The organism is Modestobacter marinus, assembly GCF_019799945.1.
In the GTDB taxonomy this organism is placed as follows: Bacteria; Actinomycetota; Actinomycetes; order Mycobacteriales; family Geodermatophilaceae; genus Modestobacter; species Modestobacter marinus_B.
In genome coordinates, this window is record NZ_JABGCH010000008.1 from 149582 (window position 1) to 163751 (window position 14170).

General features: G+C 71.6%; 16 protein-coding genes. 5 read left to right on the forward strand and 11 right to left on the reverse strand.

Annotated elements, in window-relative coordinates:
* Window positions 1–11: 11 nt before the first annotated feature.
* Window positions 12–1217, reverse strand: a complete 1206-nt coding sequence (locus tag HK417_RS10110) for a PP2C family protein-serine/threonine phosphatase (RefSeq protein WP_222265958.1) — start codon at window positions 1215–1217, stop codon at window positions 12–14.
* A gap of 228 nt (window positions 1218–1445) precedes the next feature.
* Here HK417_RS10110 and HK417_RS10115 point away from each other — a divergent pair, with 228 nt between their 5' ends.
* A complete protein-coding gene (locus tag HK417_RS10115) occupies window positions 1446–2768 on the forward strand; it encodes a C40 family peptidase (protein WP_308123487.1) in 1323 nt (440 codons plus the stop codon).
* 6 nt (window positions 2769–2774) lie between these two features.
* Here the strand turns inward: HK417_RS10115 and HK417_RS10120 are convergent, their stop codons facing one another.
* On the reverse strand, window positions 2775–3764 hold the full coding sequence (locus tag HK417_RS10120) for an LLM class flavin-dependent oxidoreductase (protein WP_222265961.1): 990 nt from the start codon (window positions 3762–3764) through the stop codon (window positions 2775–2777).
* A 200-nt stretch (window positions 3765–3964) separates the two neighbouring features.
* On the opposite strand from HK417_RS10120, the gene HK417_RS10125 reads away from it, so the two are divergent.
* Window positions 3965–4372, forward strand: coding sequence for a hypothetical protein (locus HK417_RS10125; RefSeq protein WP_222265963.1), 408 nt, complete (start codon window positions 3965–3967; stop codon window positions 4370–4372).
* Between the two features lie 9 nt (window positions 4373–4381).
* Here HK417_RS10125 and HK417_RS10130 read toward each other — a convergent pair whose 3' ends face one another.
* The 3 genes from HK417_RS10130 to HK417_RS10140 all read right to left on the reverse strand — a co-directional run bounded on the left by HK417_RS10130 (window position 4382) and on the right by HK417_RS10140 (window position 6086).
* A complete protein-coding gene (locus tag HK417_RS10130; RefSeq protein ID WP_222265965.1) occupies window positions 4382–4999 on the reverse strand; it encodes a hypothetical protein in 618 nt (205 codons plus the stop codon).
* Window positions 5000–5213: 214 nt separating this feature from the next.
* Window positions 5214–5720, reverse strand: a complete 507-nt coding sequence (locus HK417_RS10135) for a SixA phosphatase family protein (protein WP_222265967.1) — start codon at window positions 5718–5720, stop codon at window positions 5214–5216.
* A 45-nt stretch (window positions 5721–5765) separates the two neighbouring features.
* On the reverse strand, window positions 5766–6086 hold the full coding sequence (locus HK417_RS10140; protein WP_222265969.1) for a putative quinol monooxygenase: 321 nt from the start codon (window positions 6084–6086) through the stop codon (window positions 5766–5768).
* Window positions 6087–6236: 150 nt separating this feature from the next.
* On the opposite strand from HK417_RS10140, the gene HK417_RS10145 reads away from it, so the two are divergent.
* Both HK417_RS10145 and HK417_RS10150 read left to right on the forward strand, forming a co-directional pair.
* Window positions 6237–6809 (forward strand): hypothetical protein, encoded by a 573-nt coding sequence (locus HK417_RS10145; protein WP_222265971.1) that lies wholly within the window; start codon window positions 6237–6239, stop codon window positions 6807–6809.
* The gene (locus HK417_RS10150) at window positions 6806–8401 is read left to right on the forward strand and encodes a GMC family oxidoreductase (RefSeq protein WP_222265973.1); all 1596 of its coding nucleotides are present in this window, start codon (window positions 6806–6808) and stop codon (window positions 8399–8401) included. The genes HK417_RS10145 and HK417_RS10150 overlap by 4 nt, the downstream gene beginning before the upstream one ends.
* 64 nt (window positions 8402–8465) lie before the next feature.
* Here the strand turns inward: HK417_RS10150 and HK417_RS10155 are convergent, their stop codons facing one another.
* Together HK417_RS10155 and HK417_RS10160 are read right to left on the reverse strand one after the other, a co-directional pair.
* Window positions 8466–8624, reverse strand: coding sequence for a hypothetical protein (locus HK417_RS10155; protein WP_222265975.1), 159 nt, complete (start codon window positions 8622–8624; stop codon window positions 8466–8468).
* Window positions 8603–8941: a tryptophan-rich sensory protein gene (locus HK417_RS10160; RefSeq protein ID WP_222265977.1), complete on the reverse strand. Its 339-nt coding sequence runs from the start codon at window positions 8939–8941 to the stop codon at window positions 8603–8605. The genes HK417_RS10155 and HK417_RS10160 overlap by 22 nt, the downstream gene beginning before the upstream one ends.
* Window positions 8942–9801: 860 nt before the next feature.
* Between HK417_RS10160 and HK417_RS10165 the strand changes: the two genes are divergently transcribed.
* Complete coding sequence (locus HK417_RS10165) at window positions 9802–10557, forward strand: hypothetical protein (protein WP_222265979.1); 756 nt, start codon at window positions 9802–9804, stop codon at window positions 10555–10557.
* 121 nt (window positions 10558–10678) lie between these two features.
* Here the strand turns inward: HK417_RS10165 and ychF are convergent, their stop codons facing one another.
* The 4 genes from ychF to HK417_RS10185 form a co-directional block, all read right to left on the reverse strand.
* Window positions 10679–11752: a redox-regulated ATPase YchF gene (ychF, locus tag HK417_RS10170; protein WP_222265981.1), complete on the reverse strand. Its 1074-nt coding sequence runs from the start codon at window positions 11750–11752 to the stop codon at window positions 10679–10681.
* 11 nt (window positions 11753–11763) lie between these two features.
* Window positions 11764–12672: an ornithine cyclodeaminase family protein gene (locus tag HK417_RS10175; RefSeq protein WP_222265983.1), complete on the reverse strand. Its 909-nt coding sequence runs from the start codon at window positions 12670–12672 to the stop codon at window positions 11764–11766.
* A 457-nt stretch (window positions 12673–13129) separates the two neighbouring features.
* Window positions 13130–13336: a hypothetical protein gene (locus HK417_RS10180; protein WP_222265986.1), complete on the reverse strand. Its 207-nt coding sequence runs from the start codon at window positions 13334–13336 to the stop codon at window positions 13130–13132.
* 30 nt (window positions 13337–13366) lie between these two features.
* On the reverse strand, window positions 13367–14170 hold an 804-nt coding region (locus HK417_RS10185), incomplete at its 5' end, for an HNH endonuclease signature motif containing protein (RefSeq protein ID WP_222265987.1).

Genomic DNA, 14170 nt, shown 5'->3' on the forward strand with positions numbered 1-14170 from the left:
GGCCCGCCCGGTCAGGGGAAGAGCCGCTGCGACGTCGCGGTGAGCCACTCCAGGACGACGATGCTGGCGTCGTCCTGCAACTGGTCGCCCTGGTGCTCCAACACGTGCCGCATCAGCCGGCGCAGGGTCTCCGGTGCCGCGTCGCCGGCCGCCCCGGCCCGGATGACGAAGTCGGCCAGCCGCTCCTCGCCGAAGAACTCCCCCGCCACCGAGCGGGCCTCGACGATGCCGTCGCTGTAGATCAGCACGCGGTCGCCGGGGTGCAACTGCATCTCGCAGACGCCGGGCTTGCTCGTCTGCAGGCCCAGCGGCGGGTGCGGCCGGCACGCCGGCGGGCGGACGAAGGCCCCCTCGCGCAGGACCAGCGGCTCGGGGTGCCCGGCGTTGACCCAGCGCAGCCGCCCGGTGTCCAGGTCCAGCCGGACGATGGCCGCCGTGGCGAACTGACTGCCGGTGAAGTTCTCGGCGACCACCCGGTTCACGGCCACGGCGATGTCGGGCAGGTCGTGCCTCTCACGGCGGGCGTGCCGGTAGGCACCGATCGCCGCGCTGGCCAACAGCGCCGCGGGCAGCCCGTGGCCGACCGCGTCGAGCACCAGGACGTCCGCGGTCGGCCCGTTGACCGCGTAGTCGAAGCTGTCGCCGCCGATGTCGTACGCGGGCTCCAGGGCACCGGAGATGACGACCCGGTCGGTCGCGAAGGTCATCGGCGGCAGCAGCTCCCACTGGATCTCGGCCGCCAGGCTCAGTGTCCTGCGCCGGCGCAGCCGACTGAAGATGTCCGTGTAGGCGTCGTTGACCACGAGCAGCTCGGCGATCAGGGAGACGTAGGCCCTGGCGCTCTGCTCCAGCCCGTCGCTCCACCGCTCGACGAGGAGCTCCACGACGCCGAGCCGTTCGACACCGTCGAGGAGCGGCAGCCACAATCGCTCACCGCCGGCGGGGGCGGGGGTGCGCACCGACTGCACCGTCCGGAAGCAGCGACCGGCCACCGACCCCTCGACGCTGAGCTCCTGACGCTCCGGTACTCCTTCTCCCCGCAGCGGTTGGAGCAGCAGCTGCTCGTAGTCCACCAGGTAGATCACGGTCTCCCGGAACCCGAGGTCGCCGGCGTGCACGGCGACCCGCTCGGCCAGCCGGTCGGGGGCAAGCAGGTGGAGCTCGTGCAGGAGGGACCGCAGGGGATCGGGCAGCGCGGCGTGCTCGTCCGTGCTCACGAACGACCAGATTGGCAGACCCCGGCACGGTCCGCTTCCGGCCGAAGCGGTACCGGAGATCGCACCCGACGGCGGACGGCACCGCGGTCCCGTGCCGTGGGCCCGCCGCCACCGGTATGTGCTGAGCGCAACTCAGACGTGTCCTCCCTCAAGCAGTGCGCCGAGCGCGTCGATCACTGGGTCGGGTCACCCGATCGGGTGGCCGGGAAGAGCGCGAGGAGCGGATCAGTGAGCACGCAGATCAGCACGGGCCGACGGTCGGGAGCACCTCTGGTCCGCCGCGTCGCCGGGGTGGTCGCCGCCTCCGCCGTCCTCCTGGTCGTCGCCCCGACCGTGGCCACCGCGGCGCCGGTCGCGCCGAGCGACGCGCAGATCAGCGCCGCCCAGCAGCAGAAGGACGCCGCCGCGCAGCAGGTCGGCGCCCTCTCGGCGCAGCTGGCCGGCGCCCGGGCCGAGGTGGACGCCGCCCGGGCCCGCTCGGCCATCGCGCTCGACGCCTTCCAGGGCAAGCAGGCCGAGTACGAGGCCGCGCAGGCCACCGCCGACACCGCGGCCGCCGCCGCCGCGCAGGCCGACGCCGACCTGGCCACCGCCCGCGCCGACGTCGCCACCTTCGCCCGGCACAGCTACATCCAGGGCAGCACCTCCCCCGGGCTGAAGGCACTGACCACCGCCGACGGCCCCGCCGAGATGCTGGAGCGGGCCGCCCTCCTCGACGCCGCGGGCACCCACCGGTCCGACGTCGTCATCCTGGTCACCGCCGCGCAGCAGCTGGCCGCCGCGGCCGACGCCGAGGCGCGCACCGCCCTCGACGCGGCCGCCGCCCTCAAGGACGAGGCCGCGCAGGCGCTGGCCGCCGCCGAGCAGCTCGAGGTCTCAGCGCGGGCCCAGGCCGTGGACCTCGCGACCCAGCAGGCCACCGTCGAAGCGCAGCTCCAGCAGGCCCAGCAGGCGCTGCTCGGCCTGGAGGGGGCCCGGGCCGCCGCCCGCCAGTACGCCGCCGAGCAGGCCGCCGCCGCGCAGCGGGCCGCCGCGGCCGCCCGGCCCGCACCACGACCGACTGCCTCGTCGTCCGCCGCCGCGCCGGTCACGCGTGCACTGGCCGCCGGCAGCCCGGCCCCCACCGCGGGCACCGCCGACGGCTCGGCCGTGGAGACGGCGATCGCGTCCGCGCGGCGCTGGCTGGGCACCACCTACGCCTGGGGCGGCGGCTCGCTGAGCGGCCCGAGCATGGGCTGGGGCGTCGACGCGGGGATCGTCGGCTTCGACTGCTCCGGGCTGACCCGGTACGCCTACGCCCAGGCGGGGATCAGCCTGCCCCGCAACTCCAGCGCCCAGTACGGGGCGCTGCCGAAGGTGTCGCGGGCCGATCTGCAGCGCGGTGACCTGGTGTTCTGGGCGACGGACACCAGCAGCCCGTCGACCATCCACCACGTCGCCCTCTACCTCGGCGACGGCCAGGTCCTCGAGGCCCCGCAGAGCGGCTCGGCTGTCCGGGTGTCCTCGATGCGCTGGAGCGGCTTCATCGGCGCCGCCCGGCCCAGCGCCTGAGCGGGACTACGCGGGGACGGACTCCATCGCCTGGGCGGTGAGCTCCACCGCGCGCAACCGGCCCTCGGGCGTCGGCGACTGGAAGGCGACGATCAGCTCGTCGGCGTCGGCCCGCTTCTGGAAGCGGAGGAGGAAGTCGCGGACCTGGTCCCCGGTGCCGATCGCGGTGTGGGTGAGCATCGTGCTCACGTGATGGCCGGCGCCCTGGTCGAGCAGCAGGTCCGCCTCCTCGTCGGTGAACGAGCCGCCACGGCCGAACAGCCCGACGGCGAGGCCGCGCCGGACCGCCGCCAGCGCCTGCCGGGCGTCGTCCTCGGTGTCCGCGGCGACCACGTTCACCCCGGCGATCACGTGCGGCTCGGCCAGCTGCGCCGACGGGCGGAACTCCCGGCGGTAGGTGCTGACCGCCGCCTCCAGCGCCTGCGGCGCGAAGTGGGAGGCGAAGGCGTAGGGCAGGCCGAGCGCGGCCGCCAGGCGGGCGCCGAACAGCGAGGAGCCGAGGACGTAGAGCGGCACGTTCGAGCCCTTGCCGGGGACGGCGTCGACGCCCGGCACCCGCGACTCCCCGGTGAGGTAGCCCTGAAGCTCCACGACGTCCTGCGGGAACGTGTCGGCCGAGTTCGGGTCGCGGCGCAGCGCGTACATGGTGGCCTGGTCGGACCCCGGGGCTCGACCCAGACCGAGGTCGATCCGTCCGGGGTACATCGCGTCGAGGGTGCCGAACTGCTCGGCGATGGTCAGCGGCGAGTGGTTCGGCAGCATCACCCCGCCGGCGCCGAGCCGGATGGTGCTGGTCTGCGCGCCGACGTGCGCGATCAGCACGCTGGTGGCCGAGGAGGCGATCGTCGGCATGTTGTGGTGCTCGGCGTACCAGACCCGCCGGTAGCCGTGCTGCTCCGCGCGCTGGGCGAGGGCGACGCTGGCCGCGATGCTGCTGCTCGCGGTCTCCCCGCGGGGGATCGGGGCGAGGTCGAGGACGGACAGCGGGATGAGCATGGAACAGGCCTTTCCAGTCGGTTGCCCGGAGCAACGCGACATCGCCCGATCCGCTTCCCCGCTGTGATCACGGCATCAGGGGGCGGCTGCTGACCAGCGCGTTCCGGTGGGGGCGTTCCGCCGGGCGGCCGGACGTGTCAAGCTGACAGACCGGGTCAACACCGGAGCCCGGTACCACCGGCGCAAGGGAGCGTCTCCCCGTGTTGAGCACGAGCACGTACAGCCAGGACTACATCGATGGCCGGCGGGCGGCGGTCGAGGCCAGGGTCGAGGCCTTCCGGAAGCTCGTCGCCGAGGCCCAGGCGCCGCACGCCGTGCACGAGTTCGAGCCCGTCTACTTCAACGACCTGGTCCTGGTGCTGGAGAGCTGGTTCGTCCACCGCGGGCGCGGCATCGAGGGCATGGACGGGAACGCGCTCAACGAGGTGCGGGTCCTCGCCAGCTCGCTGATGCACGGCACCACGCTGCTCGCCGACAAGCAGATCCGGCTGTGCCACCAGTCCTCGGTGCTCGGCCACCGGATCGGTGACGAGATCGCCCTGCGCGAGGCCGACTTCGTCGCGCTGGCCAAGGAGTTCTTCGCCGAGCTGGAGGACAAGTACGTCTGAGGTCCGGCCTCAGCGGCTCTGCAGCGCGTCCAGGGCCACGGCCATCGACGCGGCGACGCGGAAGTCCAGCCGCGGGTCGGGCACGGTGACCGTGTAGCGGTCCCGGATGGCCTTCTTCCGCTCGCTGACCAGCACCGTCTGACCGGTGGCCGTGTCGACGAAGTCGAAGTGGAAGACGAAAGGCACCCAGACGTCACCGATGTAGGGCAGGAAGTCCCAGACCCGGCGCAGGACCGCGATGACCGGCCGCCGCTCCCGCCCGACCGCCTCCAGCCCCGGGGCCGACAGGTGCCAGGTGGACCGGATCAGGCTCGCGCCGAAGTCCTTGCTGAACGTGCCCAGGACCATGCCCTGCTCGTCGTACACGTCGTGCTGCGCGTGCACGTCGAGCCGCTGACGGGCCTTGAAGGAGAACACCGGCCGGTTCTTGGACTCGTCGGAGAAGAAGACCACCTCCTCCTTGAGCTTCATCCGCTTCTGCTCGGCGAGGGCCAGCAGCTGCCCCTCCGACCCGTCGGGGTTCGCCGCCCGGACCTCGTACCGGTTGATCATCATCGTGATCCGCTGGGACACGAAGAAGGCCGGCACGACCATCGCGGCCGGCTGCTGGTACGGGGGGACGGTCACGGTGGCGCTCCCGGGGTGGTGGGCCGGCGGAGATCACCATCCTGGCGGTCCGGGCCGGAGCTGACCAGCACCTCGACCGCCCGGCGAGGCTCACGCCCACCCGTGGCGGTGGGCGATCTCCACCGCGGCGTGCCAGGTCCGGGCGCTGAGCTCACAAGAGGTCATCACCTCGCCGGGGCCCCGTCACGGGCGCGCCGTGCCGGGCGGCCGGACGTCAGTCGCCCGGCACCGCGAAGACGCTGAGCGTCGCCGCACCCGGGGCGACGTCGGCGAACGGCGTGGCGAGGTCGAGCACCGCGACCCCGCAGGTCGGGAAGCTCGTGTCCAGCGTGCGCCGGGCCGCCGGATCGCCCTGGCCGTCGTCGAGGAACTCGACGAGCTCCCGCACCGCGGGGTTGTGCCCGACGACGGCCAGGGTCTCCACCTCCTCCGGCGTCTCCCGGACGGCCGCGAGCACCGCCTCGACGGTGTTGTCGAGGACCCGCGCGTCGACGGTCGGCGTCGGTGCCGGTTCCAGCGGAGCGGCCGCCCGGTCCCAGGTCTGCTGCGCCCGCCGGGCCGGGGACACGAGCACGGCGCCGGGCACCAGCCCGTTGCGCTCCAGCCAGGGTCCGATCGCCGCGGCCTGCCGCAGGCCCTGCTCTGTCAACGGCCGGTCGATGTCGACCGGGCCGTCGGCGGCCTGGGCGTGGCGGATCAGCACGAGCTTCCGGGTCTGCACCGCCCGAGTCTGCACCCGCCGGCGCCCGGGCGACCTCGTGGGCCCTCAGTCGACGCTGAGCTCGCCCATGGTTTCCCAGCCGTTCCCGTCGACCTGGCGGCTGACGATCTTCGGGGTGGACGCGAGGGCCTGCGGCAGGTCCTTCATCGCCTGGGCGAAGTGCTCGCTGTTCACGTGCGGGCCTGCGCCGTCGTCGGTAAAGCCCTCGACCAGCACGAACGTGTGCTCGTCCTCCAGGCTGCGGGACCACTCGAACCACAGGTTGCCCGGCTCGGCCCGGGTCGCCGCGGTGTAGTCGCGGACGAGGTCCATCCAGCGGTCGGTCCACTCCGGCTTGGTCTGGAACTTGACGACGATGAAGTACACGAGTTGACCTCTCCGTGATCGGCTGCGACGGCGTCATGCTGGACAGCCGCCCGGCCAGCGTCAACTGCAGCTCACGGCGTTGGCAGCGGGTCGGCTGCGCCCTACTGTGACGCACACCACTCGACAACGTCGTCGCGAGCAGGAGCCTCTGTGACCCAGGAGACCGCCCAGCACCAGTCCGAGCAGGAACCCACCGACCTGCAGGTCGACACCAGCGCGCAGACCGAGGGACCACCGGAGGGCGGGGCGCAGCTCACCGACTCCGGCCGCGCCCGCCGGGTGCTGGTCCGCCTGCTGCGCGTCGCCTATCCGCACGAGCGCTTCCCGGACGGGCCTTACGAGCGCACCGCCGCAGCCGTCGAGGACGCCGCCCACTCCAACGCCGCCGACGACCGGGCACTGACCCAGGGCCTGGCCGGCCTCGACCGCGCGGCCGGCGGGGACTTCCTCGCGCTGGACGACGCCGCCGCCGAGGCGCTGCTGCGCGACCGCGCCGACGAGTACTTCTTCCGCCGCATCCGCAGCACCGCCGCGGTGGTGCTCTACGACAACGCAGACGTCTGGGAGCTGGTCGGCTACGAGGGCCCCTCCTACGCCTTGGGCGGCTACATCGACCGCGGGTTCGACGACCTGGACTGGCTCCCGCATCCCCGGATCGAGGAGTACCCCGGTGAGCCCCGGGTCGAGCTCGTCGAGTCCCAGTCGCAGGAGACGGCCCGATGACCGCGGTCGACGAGGTCGCCCGGCACGGGTCACCGGTCGAGCAGTCCGAGCCGGTGGTGGTGATCATCGGCTCGGGGGCCGGCGGCGGGACCCTGGCCTACGAGCTGACCCGGCAGGGCGCGACGTGCGTCGTCCTGGAGGCGGGCCCGTACCTCACGCAGGACGACTGGGTGAACGACGAGTGGGAGGCGTTCGGCCAGATGGCCTGGCTGGACATGCGGACCACCTCGGGGAGCTGGCGGATTGCCCGCGACTTCCCCAACCTGCCGGCGTGGATCGTCAAGGCCGTCGGCGGGTCGACGACGCACTGGTCGGGTGCGACGCCCCGGTTCATGACGCACGAGTTCAAGGCCCGCACCACCTACGGCCAGGTGGACGGCGCGAGCCTGCTCGACTGGCCGATCACGCTGGAGGACCTGGCTCCCTACTACGACCGGGCCGAGCAGGCGATGGGCTCGACCCATCGGCACGGCCGCCCGCCGTTGCCGGCCAACAACAACTACATCGTGTTCGCCAACGGCGCCGAGAAGATCGGCTACCGGTACTACGCCACCGGCCCGTACGGGACCAACGCGACGCCCTACGACGGCCGGCCCGCCAGCATCCAGGACGGGTTCAACTTCCAGGGCGACAAGAACGGGTCCAAGTGGTCGACCCTGGTGCGCGAGATCCCGCGCGCGCTGGAGACCGGCAAACTGGACCTCCGGCCCAACTGCCAGGCGGTCCGGATCACCCACGACGCCACCGGCAAGGTCGATGCGGTCGAGTACCTGGACGCGAACGGCGCGCTGCAGCGGCAGGCGGCACGGGTGGTCTGCGTGGCCGGCAACTCGATCGAGACCCCCCGGCTGCTGCTGATGAGCGCCTCGGGGCAGCACCCCGACGGCCTGGCCAACTCCTCGGGGCAGGTGGGCCGCAACTACATGCGCCACCTGACCGGGTCGGCGTACGCGAGGTTCGAGCGGCCGGTGCGGATGTACCGGGGCGAGACCATGGCCGGGATCGTCGCCGACGAGGCCAAGCACGACACCTCGCGCGGCTTCGCCGGCGGGTTCTACATGGAGACCCTGTCGCTGGGGCCCGCCTTCATGGCCAGCTTCCTGGAGCCGGGCGGCTGGGGTCGTGAGTTCACCAGCTGGATGGACTCCTACGACCACCTCGCCGGGATGTGGATCGTCGGAGAGGACATGCCTCAGCCGAGCAACCGGGTCACGCTCAACACCGACGTGAAGGACCAGCACGGCCTGCCGGTGCCGAACGTGCACTTCGACGACCACCCCAACGACGTCGCCATGCGCACGTACGCGTACGACGCGGCGGACCAGTTGTACGGGGCCGTCGGGGCGCTCGGCGTCCACCACACGCCGCCGTACCCGGCGACGCACAACCTGGGCACCTGCCGGATGAGCGCCGACCCCGCCGACGGTGTGGTCGACCGCTGGGGACGAGCGCACGACGTGACCAACCTGTACGTCAGCGACGGCTCGGTCATGACCACCGGTGCGGCGGCCAACCCGACGCTGACCATCGTCGCGCTGGCGATCCGCCAGGCCGAGCACCTGCTGGAGGAGATGCGCCAGGGCAGCCTCTGACGCCAGCACGACGCAGGCCCCGCCCGCTCCCCGCGGCGGGGCCTGCGGTCGTCCGCGGAGGTCGTCAGCTGCTGATGGCGGGTGGGCTCGTCGGCACACGTGTCGGGTTCAGCTGCCACAGCCGGTAGATCCACGGCAGGTCGTAGAGCAGGACGTAGGCCGTGTACGGGGCCAGGGTGCGGCGCGAGCGTGCGTCCCCCGCTACCGATCGCCGGAGCGCCACGAGGGGAACGACGAAGGCGCACAGGCCGACAAACCCGGCACGAGCGCTCCCGCTGCCGAAGCCGCGACGTTCCAGGCCTCGTTACCGACGAGCACCGGCAGGCTCCATGCAGTGCTCCCGGCGTCGCGACGGTCGATGCTCCGTGCCAGCACGTAACCGATGAACAAGTAGTCGAACGCACCCACGACCAGGAAGGCAGCCAGCGGAAACTGCCAGCGTGGAGCGGTGAGGTCTCGGAACCAGTCCATCGCTGCCCTGCCGACGAAGGCGTTCCCCAGGACCGCGGCCACGCCCGTGCAGGCGGTGGCCTGCACCATGGACCGTCGCCTCATACCGCGCATGACGACTCCCTTGCCGCCGTCGTCGACCGTGCCCGCAGTGCGCGCTCGATGCCGCGGCTGGGAAGCCCCATGGACCGTGCCGACGCGGGCCAGGAGCGGGCCGAGCATGGCGTCGACTGGTTGACAGCCGGCGGTGCCCACGGTCGTGAGCGCGGAGGCTCCTGAGTGGTCATGCGGCCGTCCTCTCCAGAGAGTGCGACCGAGCCGGCTCGGCTGGGCCGTCAGGAGGTACTCATGGACGAGCCCCCGGCTGGGCGGCCGGCTCGACGAGGTGGCAGGGCTACGCGGTGAACCACCGGGAGGCCGACGCAGCCTTCACCGCCGTGCCCACCCGCGACCGCGACGCGCGGATACGCGCCCACCGTGCTCTGCGCAGCAGCCATCGACTCTGGAACCCAGTTGGGGTTGATGCAGCGCGTCCCACCGACTTTATGCCCGGTAGGACTCCGGCCACTCGAACGACAGCAGGCAACCAGAGAGTCAGCCAGAAACTTCCGTGTCCACGATGATCATGTTGACGCCGTTGTGCCGGTGACACGACCAGCTTTGGTTCATCTCCTGCTCAAGCGCGTCCCGGACATGCAGAGGGCGGTCGTGCGACCGAGCTGGGCACCGACAGATTGGGGAACGCTCGGTTCCTCAAGAATGGGGCCCACACCCATCATGCCGCCACACCTGCCGCGGGTGTCGATGAGGATCGATGCCCCTTCGCTGACGGACTCGTGACGCTCTGGTGACGCGCAGGCTGGTATGTCCGTCCGAGCGCGCGTAATGACCGCGTGGCAGCCGTGAGGGCGGCGCCATACCTCTGGACGAGTCGAGCCGTGGAGGTGCCCATGACCACTCGACGACACGAGCCAGGCAAGTCCACGTCGCACTGGCTGACACCTGAGAAGCTGGTGATCGCCATCCTCATCCCAGTGGTCTTGGCGATCTTCGGTTCTGTCTTGACATGGTGGCTGAGCCGACCGACGACCGATCTTGAGGTCGTGGGACTCACGGTCGAAGAGGGCGAAGCCGTTGACGATGAGGGAGACGGCGAGTACGAGCTCGTACCACCGAAGGTGCAGGTGGCGCTCCGAAACGTCGGCGACCAAGTGTCCGTCGTGACCGGCGCCCGATTGGAGGTCCTCGACCACGCCTTCTTTCCCGTCTGCGAAGCCGGGGGCGCTCTGGAAGTCAGCAGAACCTACGACGTACCTCTGCCGTTGGATCCGGATCCGGGTCAGCTGATTGGAGTAGATGTGGCCCAGGACGTCGAACCGGCACAAGCCGACCGGTTTGAGTTCTCCATGCAGATCCCCAACCCCCAGGAGATCACCGGAACGCACTTGTACCGACTAGGCGTGTCCTTGATCAGGGACGGTAGCGCGGAGACACTCGATGCCGGCAATGTGATTATCGGAGCCCCTGTCCTGCAAGTCGAGACCCTTCGGGTCCTCAACGACGACCTGAGCGCCCCCGGTGAAGTCGGAGCCTGCTACCGACAACTGAGAAGCGAGTACCAGCGGGTCCAAGAATGGGAAGGAAAGAGGTCGGTAGAGCTCGCCAACGCGCCTGACGACATACTGGTGGAAGAGGCACCTTCTTGAGTCCGCGTGCGCGCACCTGCTCCGGGTACCCGGGTGGGTAGTCGGTCCTCGGCCTCAGGAACACCAATCACATGCGGACTCGAACTCCTCAACGACCCCTCGATCAAAGACGACCAGTCAGTCACACGTTGAAGCGGAACTCCACGACGTCGCCGTCGGCCATGACGTAGTCCTTGCCCTCGATCCGCACCCAGCCGCGGGACTTCGCCTCGGCCATCGACCCGGCCTCCATGAGTTGGTCGAAGCCGACGACCTCGGCCTTGATGAAGCCGCGCTGGAAGTCGGTGTGGATGACTCCGGCGGCCTCGGGGGCGGTGGCGCCCTGGCGGATCGTCCAAGCGCGGGCCTCCTTCGGTCCGGCGGTCAGGTAGGTCTGCAGCCCGAGCGTGCGGAAACCGACGGAGGCGAGCTGGTCCAGGCCCGGCTCGCTCTGCCCGATCGACTCGAGCAGCTCGGCGGCCTCCTCGGCGGGCAGCTCGATCAGCTCGGACTCGGTCTGCGCGTCGAGAAAGATGGCTTCGGCCGGCGCGACCAGCGCCCGCAGCTCGTCCAGCATCTCCTCGTTGGCCAGCTCGTCGGCGTCGACGTTGAAGACGTAGATGAACGGCTTGGTGGTGAGCAGGGTCAGCTCGCGCAGCGGCTCGGGGTCGACGCCGGCGGCGAAGAGCGTGGTGCCCTCGTTGAGCACGGCCTGCGCGGCAATGGCGGCGTCGAGCAGGGCCTTGCGGTCCTTGTCCTTGCGCGACTCTTTCTCCAGCCGTGGGATTGCCTTATCCAGGGTCTGCATGTCGGCCAGGACGAGCTCGGTGTTGATCGTCTCGATGTCGTCCTCGGGGTCCACCTTGCCCTCGACGTGCACGACGTCGGGGTTGGTGAAGACGCGGATCACCTGGCAGATCGCGTCGCTCTCGCGGATGTTGGCCAGGAACTTGTTGCCCAGTCCCTGCCCCTCGCTGGCGCCGCGCACGATGCCGGCGATGTCGACGAAGGACACCGTCGCCGGGACGATCTTCTGGGAGCCGAACAGCTCGGCCAGCCTCCCGAGCCGCGGGTCGGGGACGCCGACCACGCCGACGTTGGGCTCGATGGTCGCGAACGGGTAGTTCGCCGCGAGCACGTCGTTCTTGGTCAGGGCGTTGAAGAGGGTCGACTTCCCGACGTTGGGCAGGCCGACGATCCCGATGGTCAAGCTCACGGGAGACCAGCTTACGAGGCAGCGTCTCCGGCGCTCGCGCTGAGGACCGCCTCGGCCACGACCAGGTCCTGCCACGACATGCCGACGCTCTTGAACACCAGCGGCCGGTCGCCGGGCACGGTGGCCTCACCAGTCACGACGTCGCGCAGCGGCACGAGGTCAGCGGCACTGAGTGCGCCCTCGGCGATCGCGAGCACCACGTCCCCGCCCTCGCGCAGTGCTGTGGCGACGTCTTCCACCACGACACCGGCCCGGCCCAGCAGAGCTGCATCGAGCTCACGGGCGTCGGGCTCGTGCGAGCCGACCGCGACGACCACGACGTCGTCGCGCAGCAGGGCCGAGTCGAAGAGCGGTGTGCGTGCCGAGGTGGCGCAGACGACGACGTCGGCGTGTCGCAGCGCCTCCTCGGCCGCCGCGGACCCGAGCCGGAGCGCGTCGAGCGGGGCCCGCTCCGGATCGCGGACCAGGTGGGTGACGCCGGCCAGCGGCCGGACGGCGGCCAGCGTGGCGACGTGCCCGACCGCCTGGGGTCCGGCGCCGATCGCCGCCACGTGCAGTGGCCGGTCCGGCAGCCGCGGGAGGACGGCGGCAACCGAGACCGCGGGCGTGCGCAGCGTGGTGAGCGCCGTGCCGTCGAGGACGGCGTGCAGCGCGAGAGACTCCCGGTCGAACAGCAGGTAGGTGGCCTGGATGCGGGGCAGGCCGCGGGCGGGGTTGCCCGGGGCGACCGTGGCGACCTTCACGCCGGCCGCGGCCGCCGTCTCCGAGGGCATGAGGAGGAACTGGCCCTGCGAGAGGCCGACCGTCGTCCGGGGCGGGTCGGTGGCGGGGTCGAGCCCGCCACGGAGCGCGTCGGTGATCGCCCGGACGGCCGCGACCGGGCCGAGCGCGGCGACGGCGTCCGCGTCGAGGAACCTCACCGCAGCACGTACCCGGAAACGATGCGAAACGGCCAGCCGCCGGCGTGGTCGTCGGTGGTGGAGAGAGAGTGGGCGGCGGCACGGCGGCACCCTGCCACAACCGTGACCACCGGCTCCTGTCGCAGATCAGCCCTTCATCACGTCAACACGGCCGCCCGACCCCGGCGTGGCAATGAGCGCCGCGACGAACAGCGGGGCGGGAACCTCCGACCAGCTGATACCAGGCTGCGCCCGCCGTCGCCAGCGAGTCCAGGCGCGCGGCCCGGGCGGACAGACACGGCGCCCGATCACTTCTCAAGCGGCCGGTACGCGTCCCGGAAGGCGACCGCGGCCGCGACCCGCAGGGCCTCCTGGACTTGTGCCAGCAGGCGCTCGACCTGCGAGCGTGTCGCCCCAGCAGGCCGGATGAATGCCCACCGTTGGCCATGACGGTCCTCGACGGACACACCATCACCCCTCAGAGGCCGACGTTCGTACGAAGCGACCAGGACACGGCCCGCCGGCTCGCGCTGGGGCCCGGCGGTACGTGGAAACACATGTCGTTCCCGTCCCGGGCGCCCTCGTCCTCCTCGGCGATGCAGACAGCGCAGGCGTGGACCCAGATCGACGCCCCGGGGTGGAGGTTCCACACGTGTCCGCAGTTCGGGCACGAGCTGCTGGTCATGGCGCAGGACGCCAGCGCGGGCGTCGGCCCTCACATCCGGGGGTGGATGAGGATCTCGGTGCCGTCGGGGCGGTAGGTGCGCCATCGGCTGCCCGGTGGTGCGGCGTCGTCGCGGTCGACCCGGAACCCGTGGTGGACCTTCGTGTGGTGCCGCTCACACAGCAACGCGCTGTTGTCCAGGCTGGTCTCGCCGCCGTTGATCCACTCCAGCAGGTGATGGACGTCGCACCAGTGCGTGGGCGCTCCGCAGCCGGCGAACACGCAGTGCCGGTCCCGCCGCTCCACCGCCCTGCGCAGGTGCGGCGGCACGATGCGCAGCTCCCGCCCGACGTCCAGCGGCAGCCCGTCGGGGTTGAGCACCATCCGGGTCAGCGTCGCATCGCACGCGACCCACCGGGCGCGGGCGGCGGACAGGGTGGCGCCGAACCCGGTCTCCGCCGCCCCGGGGTTCCGGCCCGGGTCGGCCAGGTCCTCGACGCCGATGGTGAGCACCACGTGCGGCTTGACCCGGCGCAGGAACGGCAGCCCACCCGAGGCGAGGGCGTTGTCGGCGAGCTGCACCAGCGCGTCGGCCTGCTGCTGCGCCCTGGTCCGGAGGTCGCCCTTCGGCCTCGATGCCTGCACGATGGACTCCAGCGCCGCCTGCACCTTCTCCCCGCCGACGGCGTCCAGGTCGAACCGGCCGGTGATGCTGCCGTCGGCGTGCTGGGCGATGACCAGCCGCCGGCCCTCGGTCGGGTCCGGCTCCGGCCCGTCGGGGTCCAGGGCGTCGAGGTAGCGGTGGACGACCTCGCCGAGGCGCTGGTGCGGCTGGGTGGTGGCGACGGCCGCCAT